This window comes from Flagellimonas sp. (genome assembly GCF_965601775.1).
Lineage (GTDB): Bacteria > Bacteroidota > Bacteroidia > Flavobacteriales > Flavobacteriaceae > Flagellimonas.
In genome coordinates, this window is the sequence record NZ_OZ271837.1 from 1,198,203 (window position 1) to 1,217,680 (window position 19,478).

The 19,478-nt window shown below is 39.9% G+C and carries 17 protein-coding genes; 8 read left to right on the top strand and 9 right to left on the bottom strand.

Going from position 1 to position 19,478, the window contains the following annotated elements:
* Positions 1-302: 302 nt before the first annotated feature.
* The 6 genes from ACSLUF_RS05695 to ACSLUF_RS05720 all read right to left on the bottom strand — a co-directional run bounded on the left by ACSLUF_RS05695 (position 303) and on the right by ACSLUF_RS05720 (position 8,348).
* A complete protein-coding gene (locus tag ACSLUF_RS05695) occupies positions 303-2,168 on the bottom strand; it encodes a tetratricopeptide repeat protein (protein ID WP_435625148.1) in 1,866 nt (621 codons plus the stop codon).
* A 96-nt stretch (positions 2,169-2,264) separates the two neighbouring features.
* A complete protein-coding gene (locus ACSLUF_RS05700) occupies positions 2,265-4,295 on the bottom strand; it encodes a glycosyl hydrolase family 95 catalytic domain-containing protein (RefSeq protein WP_435625149.1) in 2,031 nt (676 codons plus the stop codon).
* Positions 4,292-5,404 (bottom strand): ABC transporter ATP-binding protein, encoded by a 1,113-nt coding sequence (locus tag ACSLUF_RS05705; RefSeq protein ID WP_435625150.1) that lies wholly within the window; start codon positions 5,402-5,404, stop codon positions 4,292-4,294. Before ACSLUF_RS05705 ends, ACSLUF_RS05700 begins: the two co-directional genes overlap by 4 nt.
* A gap of 15 nt (positions 5,405-5,419) precedes the next feature.
* On the bottom strand, positions 5,420-6,244 hold the full coding sequence (locus tag ACSLUF_RS05710; RefSeq protein WP_435625151.1) for a carbohydrate ABC transporter permease: 825 nt from the start codon (positions 6,242-6,244) through the stop codon (positions 5,420-5,422).
* 1 nt (position 6,245) lies between these two features.
* Positions 6,246-7,127 carry a carbohydrate ABC transporter permease gene (locus ACSLUF_RS05715; RefSeq protein WP_435625152.1) on the bottom strand — a complete coding sequence of 294 codons (882 nt, stop codon included), beginning with the start codon at positions 7,125-7,127 and terminating at the stop codon, positions 6,246-6,248.
* 3 nt (positions 7,128-7,130) lie between these two features.
* Positions 7,131-8,348 (bottom strand): ABC transporter substrate-binding protein, encoded by a 1,218-nt coding sequence (locus ACSLUF_RS05720; protein ID WP_435625153.1) that lies wholly within the window; start codon positions 8,346-8,348, stop codon positions 7,131-7,133.
* 128 nt (positions 8,349-8,476) lie between these two features.
* On the opposite strand from ACSLUF_RS05720, the gene ACSLUF_RS05725 reads away from it, so the two are divergent.
* Complete coding sequence (locus ACSLUF_RS05725; RefSeq protein ID WP_435625154.1) at positions 8,477-9,337, top strand: helix-turn-helix domain-containing protein; 861 nt, start codon at positions 8,477-8,479, stop codon at positions 9,335-9,337.
* On the opposite strand, the gene pgmB is transcribed toward ACSLUF_RS05725, so the two are convergent.
* Positions 9,338-9,997: a beta-phosphoglucomutase gene (pgmB, locus tag ACSLUF_RS05730; protein WP_435625155.1), complete on the bottom strand. Its 660-nt coding sequence runs from the start codon at positions 9,995-9,997 to the stop codon at positions 9,338-9,340.
* Positions 9,998-10,197: 200 nt separating this feature from the next.
* Here pgmB and guaA point away from each other — a divergent pair, with 200 nt between their 5' ends.
* From guaA to ACSLUF_RS05755, 5 genes are read left to right on the top strand one after another with little or no spacing between them, the layout of a single operon-like run.
* Positions 10,198-11,730 (top strand): glutamine-hydrolyzing GMP synthase, encoded by a 1,533-nt coding sequence (guaA, locus tag ACSLUF_RS05735; protein ID WP_435625156.1) that lies wholly within the window; start codon positions 10,198-10,200, stop codon positions 11,728-11,730.
* Positions 11,727-13,868, top strand: coding sequence for a PBP1 and LysM peptidoglycan-binding domain-containing protein (locus ACSLUF_RS05740; RefSeq protein ID WP_435625157.1), 2,142 nt, complete (start codon positions 11,727-11,729; stop codon positions 13,866-13,868). Before guaA ends, ACSLUF_RS05740 begins: the two co-directional genes overlap by 4 nt.
* Positions 13,846-14,250, top strand: coding sequence for an OsmC family protein (locus ACSLUF_RS05745; RefSeq protein WP_435625158.1), 405 nt, complete (start codon positions 13,846-13,848; stop codon positions 14,248-14,250). The genes ACSLUF_RS05740 and ACSLUF_RS05745 overlap by 23 nt, the downstream gene beginning before the upstream one ends.
* The gene (locus tag ACSLUF_RS05750; RefSeq protein ID WP_435625159.1) at positions 14,238-14,765 is read left to right on the top strand and encodes a DUF922 domain-containing protein; all 528 of its coding nucleotides are present in this window, start codon (positions 14,238-14,240) and stop codon (positions 14,763-14,765) included. Before ACSLUF_RS05745 ends, ACSLUF_RS05750 begins: the two co-directional genes overlap by 13 nt.
* A gap of 46 nt (positions 14,766-14,811) precedes the next feature.
* On the top strand, positions 14,812-15,627 hold the full coding sequence (locus ACSLUF_RS05755) for a helix-turn-helix transcriptional regulator (protein ID WP_435625160.1): 816 nt from the start codon (positions 14,812-14,814) through the stop codon (positions 15,625-15,627).
* On the opposite strand, the gene ACSLUF_RS05760 is transcribed toward ACSLUF_RS05755, so the two are convergent.
* Complete coding sequence (locus tag ACSLUF_RS05760) at positions 15,608-16,471, bottom strand: hydroxypyruvate isomerase family protein (RefSeq protein WP_435625161.1); 864 nt, start codon at positions 16,469-16,471, stop codon at positions 15,608-15,610. The genes ACSLUF_RS05755 and ACSLUF_RS05760 overlap by 20 nt on opposite strands.
* Positions 16,472-16,566: 95 nt before the next feature.
* Between ACSLUF_RS05760 and ACSLUF_RS05765 the strand changes: the two genes are divergently transcribed.
* Complete coding sequence (locus tag ACSLUF_RS05765; protein ID WP_435625811.1) at positions 16,567-16,752, top strand: DUF3820 family protein; 186 nt, start codon at positions 16,567-16,569, stop codon at positions 16,750-16,752.
* Positions 16,753-16,756: 4 nt separating this feature from the next.
* Here ACSLUF_RS05765 and ACSLUF_RS05770 read toward each other — a convergent pair whose 3' ends face one another.
* On the bottom strand, positions 16,757-17,572 hold the full coding sequence (locus ACSLUF_RS05770) for a hypothetical protein (RefSeq protein WP_435625162.1): 816 nt from the start codon (positions 17,570-17,572) through the stop codon (positions 16,757-16,759).
* A 219-nt stretch (positions 17,573-17,791) separates the two neighbouring features.
* Between ACSLUF_RS05770 and ACSLUF_RS05775 the strand changes: the two genes are divergently transcribed.
* Positions 17,792-19,423 (top strand): CTP synthase, encoded by a 1,632-nt coding sequence (locus ACSLUF_RS05775; protein WP_435625163.1) that lies wholly within the window; start codon positions 17,792-17,794, stop codon positions 19,421-19,423.
* Positions 19,424-19,478: the final 55 nt, after the last annotated feature.

The window sequence follows — 19,478 nt, forward strand, 5'->3', positions numbered from 1 at the left end:
AAACGGTTGTCAATCAATGACATTACAAACCTAAAGTGCTGGTTTTGAGATAAGAAAAAAGGAGGGTGGACAAGTAGTGGACACCCTAAAAATAATTATGGGACAATCGGTGGACAGGTTTAGGAAACCCTATGTTTAAAGGTAAAATCAGTTGGTAAGAAAAACGTCAGTTCGAGTGTCCGCTGACAGCGGATGTATCGAGAACACATAAAAAAATATGCAATTAAAGACTTCTCGATATGATTTTTCTTCTTTTCGACTATGCTCAAAGCGACAGAAAAATCACTGGAAGTGACACTATATTAAAGACTCAATACCAAATCCTGTAAAGAATCTTCAGTGGCAATATCCAACTTTTTACGAAGGCGATAACGGGCCTTTTTGATGCCTTCCTGTGAAATATTGAGGATATTGGCAATCTCTTTAGAAGATAAATTCATCTTCAATAAAGCCATTAACCGAAGCTCATTGGAAGTCACCTGAGGGTATTTTGTTTTGACGTTACGATTGAAGTCTTTATGTACTTCTTCAAAATAGCGGGAAAAGTTTTCCCAGTTGTTATCATCCTGTAAATCAAAATTGATGGTACGGATAAGCTGCTGATATCCCTTTTTGGATGTTTCATTCTCTTTGAGCTCTTGTGCTTGTTGTTTGAGCCCTTCCAAAACCTCATTTTTTTTGGCCAAGTGCAAGGCGTGGGTGGTCAGTTCTTTCTTTTTAAACGCCAGTTCGGCATCAACCTTTTCTTTTTCAAGCTTGTTGCGTTTTAATTTTTGACGGATGCCATAAAATCCAATAAGGGATAAAACCAAACCTCCACCCAACAATATTTTTTGAAGGGTACTGATTTCAGCTTGTTGTTCCAAAACGGTGATTTCTTTTTCTTGCAATGCAATTTGCTGTTCTTTTTTTTCAGTATCGTAAATGGTACGAAGCTCCTCTATTTGTTGAGACTTCGTTTTGTTGAACATACTGTCTTTCAATTTGACTAGCATTTTGTAATCGTTTAATGCTAAATCAAATTGACCTTGATCATTATGGAGCTTTGACCTGAAGTCATAAGCAAGTGCCGCCACTTTTATTAAACCATTGGGCTCTGCATCGCTTATTACTTTATTTAGAAAGTTTGTTGATTTTTTATAATCTCCGTCCTTCCGATATAAATTGCCAATATTCACATAGGCATTTAGCTTATCGTTAAGATGATTTAGTTCTTTATGCATTTCTATTGATTTCTTCTGACAATTGATGGCCAGAGGAATATTGTTCATTTTTTCATGGCAATTGCCTAGGTTGACCCAAAATCTTGCTTCATTTATTTTGAATTTGTTTTTTTTAGATATCTCAATACCCTTTTTGAATATATCAATAGCTTTTTGGTAGTCTTTCATATTATAATGGGAGTTACCAATATTATTTAGTGCAATGATTTGAAAATAGATATCACCTTGCTTTTCATAGATTTGATAGGCTTCTTCAAAATACTCAAGTGCTTGTTGATAATTGTTCAACTCAGTCTCAACGTCTCCCAAGGAGTTAAGGGCATCTGCTATATAAAGTTCATCGTTTACGAGTTTATAGAGTTTTAAAGCCTTCAGTTCGTTTTCTAGAGATAAGTTGTACATGCCCTGCTCCGAATAAACATGACTTATGGTATGAAAGGTTGAGCCAATAAATTTGAAGTCACCATTTTCTTTTAATGTATCACGTTGATTGTACAATAACACATTTTGGTTGAGATATTTATGTGCCATATCAAATCTGCTTTGCTCCATAAATATTATCGCAATAGCTACATTATTGTTTAAAATACCAATGGTATTTTTAATTTCCGTATTTATCTGTAGGGATTTGTTGTGATAGTGTTCTGCAGAATCTAATGCACCTTGGTTTAGAAAATACCCCCCTTTTCTATAATAACCTTGTGCTTCCCCTTTCCTGTACCCTTCGGTTTTAGAAAGTTCAATAAGTTCGTTGATACGGGTTTTGACGGCTACTGGGCGACTATACAGCTCAATTTGAATAATTTCATTTAAAAGGTCGGCCTTTGATTTCCCTTCCTCTTTTTCCAGTAAACGAACAAGGCTATCCAATTTCTGATTTTCTTGAGCATTCAAGAATGAAGTGCCAAGAATCAGAAAAAGCAAGAATAGTGAAAGGTTTTTCATAGTGGTTGATTTACCTTAAAATTAGGAATTTAAATACAACCTTTTGAAAAAGAATTGATTACAAAAAGAGCCCCGAATTTTCAGGGCTCTTTTTTATTATTTTACCGTGTATGTTTTCCGTTCCGGTCCTACGCCCTTTATGGTAAGGGATTTCCACTCTTTCGGTAGTATCGGATTTTCTTGAACAATACCTTCATTGGTGATTTCCAATCCGCCAAATCCGGCTAGGACAACTTGAAGCATACCTCCAGCTCCTGTAGCGAAATAGGGGTTGTCACTGGTTGCGGCCTCAGCCAATGCCCCAAAAGGTGGACGTTTATTAGGCTCGTAGCTTCTTCGGAAGAGTCTGTATGCTTCTTTGGCGTTCCCTAATCGGGCATAAATCACTGCGAAGACAGATTGCCCCATAGCGGGTCCTTCTTCTGCCAATTTAGGTTCGTAATATTTCAAATCCTTTAGAACAGTTTCTTCATCATTCACAACATCCAGCGGATAGGTCAATAAATTGACGTCAGCTTGTTTAATGCGTTCCCCATCGTAAGTGGCATGTTCTTTTGTAGTTCCATCAGGGAATTTCAGTATTCTGATTTTTGATGCAACTTCATTCCATGCTGGGTCAGCAGCTAGTCCGACTGTTTTTGCGGCTTCAGTTGCATATTGCAATGCGGTAATGGCCGAACCGTTTGTAAATGCATTGTCATCCACGTTAGGCGCAAACTCGTTGGCTCCCACAACGTTTTTTATACTATAACTGCCGTCTTCGTTTTTGACAGAGCGACTTACCCAATAATCGGCGACCTCTTTCATCATGGGATATCCACGCTCTTTTAACCAACCCATATCTTGAGTAACCAAATAATAGTTCCAAAAAGCTATTGCTACATCTGCCGTAATATGGTGCTCAAAGGTACCGGTAAGTGCCCAGGCTGGAGTGGATTCTTCGCCGGTATCATCACTTTCCCAAGGGAACATAGCCCCTTTATACCCAAAATTGATGGCTTTTTCCTTGGCTTTGCCCAATCTATCGGAACGATAATTCACCAAAGAGCGGGCAATATCTTGATTTAACATTAAGAGCGGAGGAAACATCCATAGTTCCGTATCCCAGAAAATATGTCCGTTATAATTCTGGGAAGAAAGGCCCATAGGTGCAATACTTAAATCAGAATCTCCTCTGGAAAATGCGTATAAATGGTATAGCGCCAATCTAACGTCTAGTTGGTCCTGTAAATTCCCTTCGATAACAATATCTCCTTCCCAAAGGTCCTCCCATAATTTTTTATGCTGATTTAGAAGGTCAGCTCTGGGAGTCAAAAGATTGAAGATTACAAATCGTTCAGACTCCGACTGAGGGTCTTCAAAATCTTGTGTGGAACATTCGGCGCCTGTCCAAGCGAATTCGAAATTCTCTCCCTTTTTCAAAGACTTTTCAAAAGAAAGTCTGTTGTCGTAGGGAGTTACCATTTCATGCTTCAGTTCTGGACGCTGATGTTCTCTGGTAGAATTTATGGCATGCCAAATAAAGGTAGCTGAAGTCCCTACAATGTGTCGCCCCAATCTACTTTCCGCAACCGTCTGTAAAATAGGCATGGTGGTCTCCAAATCCGCCAATACTCTAAATGTACTGTTGGGACTGTGGTATTCATCTGGAGTTTCTATTATTCCCGTTGCTTTTACCTCAATATTGGTCAAAGGCTGAATTTGAACATCGATATAGCCAGAATATTGAATATTTCTTAATGCGTAAATGGTGTAGGATACTTGCGCCTTGTTCTTAAAAGTGAAGCTCGTAGTGAACCCAGCGGTTTTCATATCCAAGGTTTGGTTCCAATCGGATACATTGGATTCATCAACCAATTCCCCATCGATTTCAAGCTCCAATTGGGCAAAATTCATTCCAAGCAATATTCTGCTTACTCCCAAAGGGGATTCTTTGTCATAGACGTTATTTAGGATAATGGATTTGGTTTGAAAAGGTTTGTCCTCGGGAAGAATTCCAATCCTCCCGTTTGCGGTAACAATACCTGTATATTTTTCAACTTTTCCAGAAGAAATGGTCCATCCATCATTTTGGGCATGAATTCCTGTCATGAGGGTCATCATTAAAATCGTAATTAGCTTTTTCACATTATTCGGTTTTCGGTTTTTCCATCAAAAAATCTAAGTCGGTCTATGTCGACCCCAATTGTCACGCTTTCCCCTATAGCATACTGATGTCTGGAATCGCTCCTAAAACAGAAAGTATACTTGGGATTGCCTTTGTAATGGAAATATACGAAAGTTTCACTGCCGATGGGTTCTAAGGAATCAATGATTATTTCCATATCCTCGGACAGTCTTTTTGTCTTTTCTACCGCTTTATCATAAATATATTCTGGTCTAAAACCGAAAATCACTTCTTTACCATCAAAAGGCTTCAAACTTGGTCTCAAGTCCTTGGGCACTGCAAATTTTAAGTCTTCGGATATAAAGTTGACTTCCTTGTCATGGGAAATGATTCCAGGTAAAAAATTCATGGAGGGGCTACCAATAAAACCAGCAACAAATTTGTTTTGTGGGTTATTGAACAGATTCATCGGGGAATCAAATTGTTGAACAATTCCATCTTTAAGTACCACGATTCGGTCGCCCATGGTCATCGCTTCAATTTGATCGTGGGTCACGTAGACAATAGTAGCATCCAAAGTGCGGTGTAGTTTTTTGATTTCTGCTCGCATTTGAACCCGCAGTTTTGCATCCAAATTGGACAAAGGCTCATCAAACAGAAATACTTTGGGATCTCTAACTATAGATCTTCCAATAGCCACACGCTGCCGTTGTCCTCCTGACATATCTTTCGGCCTTCGTTCCAACAAATGACTGATATCCAAAATTTTGGCTGCATGTTCCACTTTTTTCTTGATTTCTTCCTTGGGAGTCTTCCGAAGTTTCAGTCCAAAGGCCATATTGTCAAAAACGGTCATATGGGGATAGAGTGCATAATTTTGGAAAACCATAGCGATATCTCGGTCTTTGGGAGATAATTCATTCATACGTTCCCCGTCAATTAGCAAAGAACCATCCGTGATTTCCTCCAGACCGGCAATCATACGGAGTAATGTGGATTTCCCACAACCCGAAGGGCCTACTAGTACAATAAACTCCTTGTCCTGAATGCTCAGATTGGCTCCTTTGATGGTTGCCGTCTCGGCACCTGGATACGTTTTTTCTAGTTGTTCTATGTCAATTGTTGCCATCTGATAGTTTTTTAATTATCCTTTTAATCCTGAGCTTGCCACTCCTTGGACGAAATAGCGTTGGAAAATGATGAAAATAGCTAGAGTTGGTAATGAGATCAGAATGGTTCCCGCCATTAGCAAGGGCCAATCGGTCATTAATTCGGTTCGTAAGCTGGCCATACCCAATGGCAGTGTGTACATGTTTTCGGTATAGGTGACAATTACAGGCCAAAGGAATTCGTTCCAAGAACCTTGGAAGGTGTAAATCGCCACTGCAGCCAATGCTGGTTTTGATATGGGCAAAAAAACCTGCCAAAAAATTCTAAAGTAAGAACAACCGTCTATAAGGGCGGCCTGCTCCAAATCCTTGGGGATGGTTTCAAAAAATTGTTTCATCAGAAAAATGTTGGTCACCCCAACCAAACCAGGTATGATGAGTCCAGCATAGCTGTTGATTAATCGAAATTCATTCAATATGATGAATTTGGGCACCAAAAGAATAATCCCTGGAATCATTAAGCTGCTTAAAAGCAGTCCAAAAATTAGTTTACGGCCTTTGAATTCCAATCTTGCAAATGCAAATCCTGCCAGTGCTGAAAAGAAGACGTTGGTAATCGTCTGGATTGTGGTGACCAAAACACTGTTGAACAACCACTTTCCAAAGGGTAATTCGTTCCAAACATTCTTATAATTGTCCAAAGTGAATGTTTCTGGCAGCAGTTTTATGGGCCATTCGAAGACATTCTTATCTGCATTGAAGCTTATGGAGATGGAGAACAAAAAAGGACCAATGTAAATCAAGGTGGCCACGGCCAATATGATTAAAAATCCGATTTTCTGAAGTTTTAGATTTTTCATTTCAATAGGCTTCAGGTGGGAAATACTTTTTCTGAATCAAGGTGGTGGCAAAAATTAACAAGGCCAAAATCACTGCAGAGGCTGCTCCAAATCCAAACCGGAAGTATTTGAATGAATTTTGGTAAACAAAATAAGACATGGTGGTTGACGCATTATCCGGTCCGCCACTACTCATAATAAATATTTGGTCAAATACTTGAAAACATCCGATAAGGCTTATGATTACGACGAAATAGGTAACAGGACGAACCATGGGTACGGTAATCTTCCAAAATTGCTGCCACTGATTGGCTCCGTCGATTTTCGCAGCCTCATAGAGACTGGATGGAATATTCTGGAGACCTGCTAAAAAGGATACCATAAAATACCCAGAGGTAGTCCAAATGTTCAACATCATAATGGATGGGAGCACGGTGTTGGGATTAGTCAACCAATCGATATTGGAATCTATCCCTACGCTGTTCAAACCAAAATTCAACAATCCGGGTTTGGAGTATATCCATACAAAAATGATAGAGGTTACTACAGATGAGGTTATAGCCGGAATATAGAAAGCGGTTCTGAAAAATGCTCTTCCCTTAATTTTCTGATTCATAATGAAGGCCAAGAAAAGCGAAAGCAAGGTTTGCACCGGAACAACACCTAATGTATAAATGATGGTGTTTTTGATTGCTTTAATGAAAACAGGGTCTTTGAATAACTCAAAATAATTGCCTAATCCTACAAATGGCTTATCCGGAATCAACAAGTTCCAATCGTAAAAGCTGACAACGAAAGCAAAGCCGATAGGGAAAAAGACAAAAATGGACAACAAGAATAGCGGAAAGGCTAAAAATAAGTAGCCCCAAAACAACTGCTCTTTTTTTCTGCTTTTAAATTTCATGGCTTACTCAATTTTATATCTTTCAAGAGTTTCAGCCAGCTGCTCCATGCTGGTTTTAATGTCTTTCTTCTTGTAAAAAATGCCTTGCATAGCCGCCTGACTCTCGTCATACCACCGCTCTTTTAGGTTTACTTTATACAATTTGGCATATTCAACACTGTTCATAAAAACTTTGAATATGCTGTCCTGGTAAAACCCGTTCTTTTCAGCTACGCTCTTTCGCGTGGGTAAAGCCAAACCCGATTTTGTCCAAATTTCCATTCCTTTTTTACCTGCCAAATAGGACATCATGGTCCATGCATCGTCCTTATGTTGACTTTGTTTGGGAATGACAAATGCGTTGGTAAAGGCCAAAGTGGCTTTTTGTTTACCCACTGGGAGTTCAACGACCCCGTATTCCACCTTAGGGGCATTGTCTTGCAAATACGGAATTAGCCAAGCTCCAGAAATAGCCATGGCGCATTGTTCCCTCGCGAAAACATCACCAATCCAACCAGCACCCTGATCAGCCGGAATCGTAGCAACTCCGTCGGTGTATAAGCTCATGAAGAATTGAAGCGCCTCAATAAACTCAGGTTCGCCAACGCCAATCTTTCCGGTATCCGAAATCAGCTCACCGCCATTTTGAAAGGCAAAAGGCAAGACCATATCAATGGAGGGTTCAGTTACGAAGCCAAATTGGTCTTTTTTGCCATCCGAGTCGGTGTCTTTGGTAAGTATTTTGCAGTATTCGTACAACTCTTTCCAATCTTTGGGAGGGTCTGAAAGCCCCGCCTCCGCAAATAGTTTTTTATTATAGAAAAGTACGTAGGCATTGAAATCCTTGGCAAAACCATAGTATTTCCCCTTGTGCTGGAATGCTTCTTTAAAGACCGGGAAAATGTCATTAAGGGCAAATTCGCTGTCGCCATCAACATAGGTGTCCAAAGGTTCCAAAACATCAAAGCTCATATAAGCAGGAGCAGTATCACCTTTTAGCCAGAACAAGTCAGGTGCTTTACCTGTACCCAACATCAATTGTATTTTTTCTGGATAGTTACCAGGAATAGGTTGAAAGGCATATTCTACTTCAGGATGGGCTTGGTCAAAGTTGGTCAGTGTCTGTCTAAGAATTCTTTCCTCAGTGGGAGAGGATTGCCAGGTACTATATCGTAATATCTCTTCCTTCTGGCCACATCCAGAAAGGACAACTACGGAAAGAAGAAAGTATTTCAATTTCATAATTCAAAAGCGATTTTTCAAAACTATTTACAAAAAAAGGAGTTTACTTTTTCGATATTTGCAGTATATAACTCTATTTTTGCAATATTGGACATAATATATTCGAATAAGTGTTAAAATAGCATTGTATGAAAGCAGACTTTCAGAAACTTTCTTCAAAATCACAGAACAAGTCCTTTGCTGATTTTTGGGTTAAGGTTAATTCTTTTGGCTTTCATTGGCACTATCATCCGGAAGTGGAAATTTGCTACGTAAAGCAGGGTCGTGGGAAACGTATTATAGGGGAGAGTATCGAAAGTTTTGAAGATGGGGATTTGGTACTTGTGGGCTCCAATATCCCGCATTCTTGGATTACGGATGAGGAGTTCAATAGTTCTTCCAAACAGATTGAGGTTTACGTAATACAATTTGACCAGGAAATTTTCGACGCTTTAGGAGGGCTTCCCGAATTTGGCAAGGTTCAGGATTTGCTTCAAACCGCCAACAAGGGGATTAAGTTTAATACCCAGTATGAAAGCAAATTGTTGGACTTGCTATACGGTGTTGAATGTGAAAGCGGATTCAAAAAGTTGCTCAGTTTGATGGATTTGCTTCACGCCTTTAGCATATCACACCATAAAGAGATGTTGAGTCGGGTAGGCTATAAGGTTGGTTTTCACAAACATCAAGAAGAACGAATCATGAAAGTTTGCAATTACATTCACGAGCATTATAGGGAACCTATTACCATCGCTACCTTGGCAAACCTAATTGCAATGAATGAAGCTTCATTTTGTCGTTTCTTTAAAAGAACCTTGGGAAAAACAGTGATTGAATACATCACTGAACTCCGAATTTCACATATCTGTAATCAAGTGGGTCAGAGCAATACCCCAGTTTATCAAATTGCCTATGATTCAGGGTTTTCGAGCATAGCTCATTTTAATAAGCAATTCAAAAAGATAGTTGGGAAAACACCTACCGATTATCGCGAAATGCTTCGGGCTTGATTAAAACAAATCCTTGAAGTGGGATTTAATTTCAAACAAAGTAGCATCTGCCATAGAGTCAAATCTTAAATCTGCATGTCCCACCCGTTCGGTTGGACCAATCCCTACACTATGAAAGCCACCCGCCTTGGCAGCATCCACACCACTCTCAGCATCTTCAAAAACGATACATTCTTCCGGTTGGAGACCCAATTTTTCTGCACCGTATAGGAAAATAGCTGGATTGGGTTTGCTTTCTGATACGCTGTTTCCATCGCCAATGATATCAAAATACCCCAAGGCATTAAGTTGTTGAAGTACCTTGGACGCATTTTTACTAGCGCTTCCCAGAGCCACATGAAATCCCTCGGTTCTCAGATGGGTGAGTAATTCTTTGGTGCCAGGTAAAAAATCATCAGGAGTTACGTCGTCCAGACTTTCCACGTATTTCTCATTTTTTTGGGTGGCCAATTCCGTTATGGTCCGTTCATCCAAAGTAAGATTGTTGTGGTCCAAAATAACTTGGATGGAATCCATTCTAGAAATTCCTCTTAATTTATCGTTTACCTCGCGGTCAAACTCCCACCCATTTTCATCGGAAAGTTTTTTCCAGGCAACATAATGTTGTTCAGCAGTATCGGTAATTACACCATCTAAATCAAAGATGAATCCTTTTATCATAGTCAGGTTAGTTTTGGGACAAAGAAATAACGAAAAATGCTAAGAAAAAAGGGACAGCATGTTATATTATGTGTTTTATAGGTAAGAGAACACTTAATTCTGTCAAGTGACTTTTTTGCCCTTCAACTTAGTTAACAACACACTGGATAAATATCTTTTACGGATACTTTTTGGACTGGGCCAAATTGCTATTTTTGCCCATGCAAAACAACGTACTTATCCTCGATTTTGGTTCCCAGTATACGCAGTTGATTGCCAGACGTGTTAGGGAGCTCAACATTTACTCGGAAATAAAGCCTTACAATAAGATTCCTGAAGATTTATCGCAGTTCAAGGCGGTAATTCTTTCCGGTTCACCCCATTCGGTACGTTCCGAAGAACCTCCACATCCGGATTTGTCAAATATAAAAGGTAAAAAGCCTTTGTTGGGTATTTGTTACGGGGCACAATACTTGGCCCATTTTAATGGTGGCAATGTGGCTCCTTCGGCTACTAGGGAATACGGTAGAGCCAACTTGACAACGATAAAAGGGAATGATGCCTTTTTGGAGCATATTTCGGAAGGAAGTCAGGTTTGGATGAGTCATAGTGATACCATTAAACAATTACCTGAAAATGCTGTTCTGTTGGCCAGTACAGATGATGTCGAAAATGCCGTGTACCGAATCAAGGATGAAAACACATATGGAATTCAATTTCACCCTGAAGTGTATCACACCAAGGAAGGAACAAGGCTTCTTGAAAACTTCTTGGTCAATATTGCTGGATTGGAACAGGATTGGACTCCAGATGCTTTCGTGGAAACCACAGTACGGGAACTGCAGGAGGAAATAGGCGATGATAAGGTCATTTTGGGACTTTCAGGTGGAGTAGATTCCAGTGTTGCTTCTATTTTATTGCATAAAGCCATAGGAGATAGACTGCACTGTATCTTTGTTAATAACGGTTTACTTCGTAAGAATGAATTTGAAACTGTGTTGGAGCAATACAAGGGTATGGGACTGAATGTCAAGGGGGTAGATGCTTCGGCACGCTTTTTGGAAGCTTTGGCTGGGGAGTCAGAACCTGAAAAAAAGAGAAAGATAATTGGTCGTGTCTTTATCGAAGTTTTTGATGATGAGGCACATCAGGTTGAAAATGCGAAGTGGTTGGCTCAAGGGACCATTTATCCCGATAGGATTGAGTCTGTTTCGGCAAGTGGAGGACCATCAGCAACTATCAAAAGTCACCATAATGTTGGAGGACTTCCAGATTATATGAAACTAAAGGTAGTGGAACCGTTAAAATTACTTTTTAAGGATGAGGTGAGACGTGTAGGTGCCAGTATGGGTATGCCTGCTGGAATTTTAGGAAGACATCCTTTTCCAGGTCCTGGATTGGGTATCCGGATTTTGGGTGACATTACTGCCGAAAAAGTGTCCATATTACAAGATGTGGATGCCATTTTTGTTGAAGGATTGAAGAAATGGGACCTATATGACAAGGTATGGCAGGCCGGAGCCATGCTTTTGCCCGTAAATAGTGTAGGAGTTATGGGAGATGAACGAACGTATGAAAAATGTGTAGCTTTACGTGCAGTGGAAAGTACGGATGGCATGACGGCTGATTGGGTAAATCTACCTTATGAATTCCTACAAAAAGTGTCCAATGATATAATAAACAGGGTTAAAGGCGTTAATAGAGTAGTGTATGACATAAGTTCAAAGCCGCCAGCAACAATAGAATGGGAATGAAAAAAATTATTATCGTCTTTTTGGCCTTCTTTGGTATGGCCTTTACCCAAGTATCCGCACAAAAGTTTGCAACCCATACGGTAAAGGAAGGGGAAACCCTGCAAAGCATTTCCCGACAATATCGCGTTACTCCATTTACCATAATTCAATCCAATAAGGAAATCAAGACCGCAGAGGATATAAAACCCAATACTATTTTGATTATCCCTTTGGACGGCTCGGTAATTAAGCAAGAAGAAAAAAAGGAAGAAGTAGAAGAGCAGGAGGTGCAACCGATAAGTTTTTCAAGGCATCGAGTAAGAAAAAAGGAAACCCTATATGGACTAACGGAGCGATATAATATTACAGAAGAACAACTGAAGCGCTACAATAGACAGTTGTATTCCGAACCGCTCAAAAAAGGAATGGTGTTACAAATACCTAAATTTCCTGAAGTGGACCCTAATGAAGAGAAGGAATTGGATTTTGAGGTGTACACTGTGCAACCCAAAGAAACCCGATGGAGCATAGCACACAAATACGGGATTTCGGTAGATAGTTTGGTGGTATTGAATCCGGAGCTTGGAACGAACAGTGATTATCTAGCTATCGGACAAGAACTCAAACTCCCGAGACCTAAAGGAGATAGTTTAAAAGATCAGGAAATAGACCTTTATACTTCGTATACGGTTCCCTCAAAACAAACCTTATATAGTTTGGGGAAGGAATATGGCATTCCTTCGGATTCCATTCTTAAACTTAATCCAGAAGTTGTTCAGCAAGGGGGATTAAAGGAAGGCATGGTCCTCCGTCTCCCTAAAAAGAAAGATACCTCTGGTGAAGTGAACACAGAAAACTTCATTTTTTATGAGGTCAAGCCCAAACAAAACATATTTCGACTAACCCAAAACCTAAATATTTCCAGAGAAGAATTGTTCAGTTTGAATCCGGCCCTAGAAAACGGCTTGAAAGCCGGGATGGTACTTAAACTTCCCAAGGATAAATCGGATGGTTTGGAAGTGAAAAATGCCCTTATTCTAGACAAGGTAAACTTGCAGGACAGCGTAAATATTGAAAACCGACTTAAGGTGGTGTTCATGTTACCTTTTCGACTGGACCGCATTAACTTGAATGACAGAAAGAAGACGGAAAGTCAAATCAAAACCCGACGGGATTTAGCGTTAAGTCTTGGGTTTTATTCAGGAGCCATGGTGGCTTTGGATTCGGTAAAACAACTCGGCGTTTCTGTGGATGTCAAGACATTTGATACTCAACTCAATCAGACGAAGGTCAAGGAGATCCTTTTTAGGGAAAGTCTATATGGAACAAGTGCCATTATTGGTCCAATTTCGGCATCTGCTTTGGATGAAGTTGCCGTTCAGGCTGCTTCACAGAATATTCCCGTGATTTCTCCGACGGCATCAAAAAGCAGTTTAGGGCATAACAATGTTTTTTACTCGGTTCCTAAAGAGGATGTTTTACGAACCAAGATGTTGGCCTATTTGGATAAAATATATGAAGACCAGAATGTAATCATTGTTGCTGATTCCCTACATAACGCAGCACATGATACCATTCTTTCCAAATTTCCAGCAGCCCAAATTGCCAAGGTTATCGATAACAAGTCCCTTCATTTGGATGAGTTTCTCATACAACTTTCAGAAACTAAGGAAAATTGGGTGTTTTTGGAAACCAATCAGGCCAATATGGTTTCCAGCGTAAGTTCCATTCTTAACTCTGCGAATACCGAGGAAATTAAAGTCAGAATGTTCACTACAAGCTTTAATAATGCCTTTGAGGATGATGCGGTGTCCAAGACCCACTTATCCAATCTCAAGTTTTCTTACCCATCTTTTTATCGGGAAAGCAAGAATGATTCTTTTGTCAGGGCCTACAAATCTCGTTTCAGGGGAGTAAAACCGGATAGATATGCTACTCGAGGCTTTGATCTTACCTTTGACGTGCTTTTAAAATTGGCCCATAAGAACAATCTTTTCGAAACCTCAAGAATTGTGGGTGTCACAGAGTATTCAGGGAATAGTTTCGATTATTATAAGGATTGGTCCTCAGGATATCATAATCATGCGGGCTATATTATGGAATATGATAGTTTACAAATCAAACAAGTGCAATTGGATGACCTCAAAAGTGACTTATAACGGTGGTCTGCGTACCACCTGTTTGCATCTTCGTTCAGGAAATGAATTTATTACTGATGCGCCAGTAGATAACAATGGAAAGGGAGAAGCTTTTTCTCCAACGGATACTGTAGCTACCGGGCTAGCCAGCTGTATGATGACCATGATGGGTATCAAAGCTCGTGATTTGGAGGTAGATTTGGAAGGTTCTACCGCCGAGATTACCAAACATATGGCGGCAAATCCAAGGAGAATTGCCAAAATAGAAGTGAAATTGGAACTTCCAGAAGCAGTTTCTGAAAAAAATAGAAAAATCTTGACCCATACGGCCAATACCTGTCCTGTTCATTACAGTTTACACCCAGATATCGAGAAGGTAATTGAGTTCCATTGGGTAAAATAGTTTCCATACTATGTTTTCTTTTTTTGGTTACCTCAAGCCGAGGTCAGGAGATTGAGGAAAGCTATCTTTGGGACGCTGACCGAAAACTGACTTGGGCTGATTTTAAAGGAAAAATACCTCCTGCCGCTGACCCTGCGGCGACTACGGCCAGTGGAATTAGTTATAAATATTCTGCAAATTTGATTCATCACGAGGTGCATTTGGATTTTGAAGTAAGTGCGTTCTTCTATCCGAATGAATCCTGGTACAAACCAGAAGTTTGCGATGACCTAGTTTTAAGTCATGAGCAACTGCATTTTGATATTACTGAGTTGTTCGCTCGAAAAATGCGCGAAAAACTGGCTAGGACTTCATTTTCGGATAATGTAAAAGCCGAGATTAGGGAAATTTATAAGAAGACCTTGGAGGAGCTCAAAAAGTATCAAGAACTGTATGATTGGGAAACCAATTTCTCTCGAAATCGAGAAAAACAGTTGGAGTGGAACAAAAAAATAGCTGAGGCCCTAAAGCAATAAATATTCAATATCTGTAACGATTCCCAAAAAGCGGACTCTTAATTATATGAAGATTCAAAAGAGTGGTTCATATTATGGTTTAAAGAAGTCTGAACTAAAAACCAAGGGTTTTGCACTTTCCGAATACAACTATAACCTACCCGAAACTGACTGGCATTACCATGAAAACCCTTATTTCATGTTTGTACTTGGAGGAAATTTAAAGGACATGAATGCAAAGGGAACCAGACTTTGCCCCCAAGGAAGTTTCCTTTTTTTAAATTGGCAGGAATCCCACAAAAACACTAAAGAGTCTTCTCATGCCAAGGGCTTTCACATAGAATTGGATAAAAATTGGTTCTCAGAAAATCAACTGAATAAGAATCTTTGGGAAGGAAGTAAGTTGATAAAGGGCCCTTACCTATATCATGTTTTTGCTAAAATATATCACGAATTTAAGGTTGATGATGCGTTCTCATCCATATCCTTAGAGGCCTTGGTACTTGAACTTTGTGATGGGTTATGGGAGGAGAAATCACGAGCTAACACCTTTGAACCGCAATGGATAAAAACTCTCGAGGATATTATTCACGAGGATGAGGATATCCTTTCCTTGGACAGTCTTTCCGCAAAACTCGGAATTCATCCGGTGCATCTTTCCCGGAGCTTTCCGAAATACCGAGATATTTCCCTTGGAGAATATATTAGAATGCATAAAATAAAGAAATCCCTTCCATTATTGGTAGATTCCAGGCTTTCGCTGACTCAGATAGCGTATACCTGTGGTTTCTCAGACCAAAGTCATTACACACGAACGTTTAAGAAGTATTTCAAAAGGACTCCTTCAGTTTATAGGCAAGGGGTTAGACATCACAACGGGTAAAGGCATCTTTCAGGGCTGCAATTTTATCATCCCAGGTTACTATGAATTCTTGTGCCACGTAACCTTTGAAACCAGTGTCCAAAATAGCTTTCATAATGGCAGGATAGTATAGTTCTTGAGTTTCATCTATTTCATTTCTCCCAGGTACCCCGGCGGTGTGATAATGTCCAAAATAAGGGTGGTATTCTTGGATGGTTCTAATAATATCCCCTTCCTGTATTTGCATATGGTAAATATCATAAAGTAACTTAAAGTTGTCGCTACCCAATCGTTTGCACAGTTCTACGCCCCAAAGCGTGCTATCACACATATAATCGGGGTGGTTGATTTGGTTAAAAAGCTCCATTTGAATGACAACTCCATGCTTTTCTGCCAAAGGCAGTATTTGGGATAGTCCATCCACACAATTTTGAATTCCTACGTAATCGTTTATTCCTCTGCGATTGCCACTGAAACAAATGAGATTGGTATAACCAGCCTCGGCTACCTTAGGAATGATATTACTGTAGTTTTTTATTAGGGTATCATGATATTTGGGATCATTCCATCCTTCGGTGAGACTGATTTCCGCTCCATTGCACATGGAACAGTGAATATCATATTGCTTTAAAAGCGGCCAGTCCTTAGGACCAATTAGATCTATGGCGCTAACTCCAAGCTGATTCAATACCTTCAGAAAATCTTCAAGGGGGAGATGGTTAAAACACCATTGACAAACGCTATGGTTGATGTTATTTTTAAGTTTGAATTCTTTGAATCCAGCTGTTTTTTGAGCCAAAACAGGAGTGGAAAGTACTGCCGCCGATGCAGCTGTTGCTGCGGAAATAAAATTACGTCGTTTCATTAGGGAATGATTCTAGTAGGAAAGGTAGTATTTTAGACCTTGAAATGAAAATGCAATCAGATAGGGAGGAACTATTAAAACTAGCGCATTACAAGATGCCCTATGGAAAGTTTAAGGATTCTTTCCTAGTGGATTTACCACTTCCATATTTAGTTTGGTTCAAGCACCAGGGATTTCCAAAAGGTAAACTCGGAGAGTACTTAGAGGTAATGCTGACTATCAAAGAAAACGGTTTAGAACCACTAATTCGAAAACTTCAAAAAGAATATCCTTTGTCTTAAGCCATTAATTCCGACTCAATTCAATTACCAAAACTCCGGTTACATCCAATTCAAAATCATCAGTAGGTACGGTTTGCTCAAAATCCGTTTCTAAAATGAGCGTATCTGCGGTAAGCTCTCTGATTGTGAAGTTGCTCGTCGCTGAGGAGCTATCACTTAAAACCAATTCATCATTCACCATTTCCCAGTTACCATCTGTAAGTGGGCTTTCAAAAGGGGTTTCCTCCGTAATGGTTTGACTTAAAATGGTAAAAGAGATGACATTGGTATATTCTCCCATCCCTTCAATAACATTTGGATTTTCCCGAAAAGTAACATCCACATTCTCATCCTGTGAAGTAGAAGAGAAAGGGAAAGAAATTACAACCCCGTTAAATAAGGTTGAGGCTCGTCCATCATCAATCCCTGCGCTTGCCAATCTCCAATCCCCAAGAAGCATAGCATTGGATGAATCGTCATTATTTGTATCACCATCATCATTGTTGGTATCATCGTTATTTGTATCGTCCCCTCCGTTAGAGTCATTGTCGTTGTTATCATCTCCGGAATCGTCATCTGATGAATCATCGCTATTGTTATCCCCGTCGGTATCATCACTGGTGTTATCATCCGTAGAATCATCATCTGAATCTTCTCCATCATCCGAGTCATCCTCGCTATCCGAATTCGAATCATCGTCAGTGGAGTTTTCCTCATTTACAATTTGCTCTTCATTGTTGCCAATCAAGGAGTCTATCTCATCATCGTTGTTGCTGCAAGAAAGAACAAGTAAACTAATAAGGAGGACGAAAAGGGGTTGGGCAAAAAAAATCTTTTTCATAATTGGTGTTCAAATTTTCTGATTTTCCAAACAATAATTGTCGAGAGAAAGGTACAATTATATGCTCCAAGCAAGATTATATCTAAGTTTCTAAAAGGTTAACTCAAATTAATTTTCTATTGCCCATATAAATGAGGTCGCTGCCAATAATTTTCCTTACAATTAACTCCAGTTTGTTCTTCAATTTGTACCTTTACCTCCCGTAATAGAAATCCCATTATGTCGCAGACAAAATACATTTTCGTTACGGGAGGTGTTACTTCATCTTTAGGTAAGGGAATTATCGCCGCTTCTCTAGCAAAATTGCTTCAAGCTAGAGGTTATCGTACCACCATACAGAAACTTGACCCCTACATAAACGTTGATCCCGGAACTCTAAATCCATACGAGCATGGTGAGTGCTATGTAACCGATGACGGAGCTGAGACGGATTTGGATTTAGGTCACTATGAGCGTTTTTTGAATGTACGTACCTCGCAAGCCAATAATGTAACCACAGGCCGGATTTACCAAAGTGTAATTGAAAAAGAGCGCAAGGGAGAATTTTTGGGAAAAACCGTTCAAGTAGTACCCCATATTACCAACGAAATTAAGGAGCGCATCCAAATTTTGGGCAATAGCGGTGATTACGACATTGTTATAACTGAAATCGGGGGTACCGTCGGTGATATTGAATCCTTACCCTATATTGAATCCGTACGGCAATTGCTTTGGGAATTGGGTGAAGGCAATGGGATTGTTGTGCATTTGACATTGGTTCCTTTCTTGTCAGCAGCGGGGGAATTAAAGACCAAACCCACTCAGCACTCCGTCAAAACACTCATGGAGAGTGGAATAAAAGCAGACATTTTAGTGTGCAGAACGGAGCATCATATTTCTGACGATATCAAGAGAAAATTGGCCTTATTCTGTAATGTGAGAAAAGAGGCGGTTATACAATCCATTGACGCATCGACTATTTACGACGTTCCATTGTTGATGCAAGAAGAAGGCTTGGACAAAGTGGCATTGGAAAAATTGAATTTACCCGATGATAAATCGCCTGATTTGGGTCTCTGGGAACAATTCTTAAGTCGACATAAAAACCCCACCACTAAGGTTACTATAGGTTTGGTTGGAAAATATGTGGAATTACAAGACTCCTACAAATCCATTTTAGAATCCTTTATCCATGCCGGAGCTGCCAATGAGGTAAAGGTAGAGGTGCGCTCTATCCATTCTGAGCACATTTCTGAAAATGATGTGGATAAAAAGCTCATGGGCTTGGATGGTATTCTGGTAGCCCCCGGTTTTGGGGAACGAGGTATTGAAGGTAAAATACTAGCCGTACAGTACGCCCGGGAAAATGATATTCCCTTCCTAGGAATTTGCTTGGGAATGCAGATGGCAGTTATTGAATTCGCAAGAAACGTGCTCGGACTTGAAAATGCCAACTCCACCGAAATGGATGAAAGCACACCTTATCCTGTAATCAACTTGATGGAAGAACAGAAGTCAATCACCAATATGGGAGGTACCATGAGGTTAGGTTCTTGGGATTGTGAATTGTTGGAGGATACTTTGGTGCATCAGGTCTATGGTGAAAAAGATATAGCGGAGAGACATCGACACCGTTTTGAATTCAATGATGATTACCTATCGCGAATGAAAGAAGCTGGTTTGTTGGCCTCCGGATTCAATCCAAAAACGGGCTTGGTTGAGGTAGTGGAGATTCCCTCACATCCTTGGTTCATTGGGGTTCAGTACCATCCTGAATACAAAAGTACCGTGGCAGACCCCCATCCCTTATTTGTAGGATTTGTTAAGGCTGTTTTGATGCAAAAGCAACAAACTAATGCCAGTTTGGCATAAACTGCGGTTTTGGACATATATTTGCCACCGTTATTGCCAAGTTAAAGACATTTAC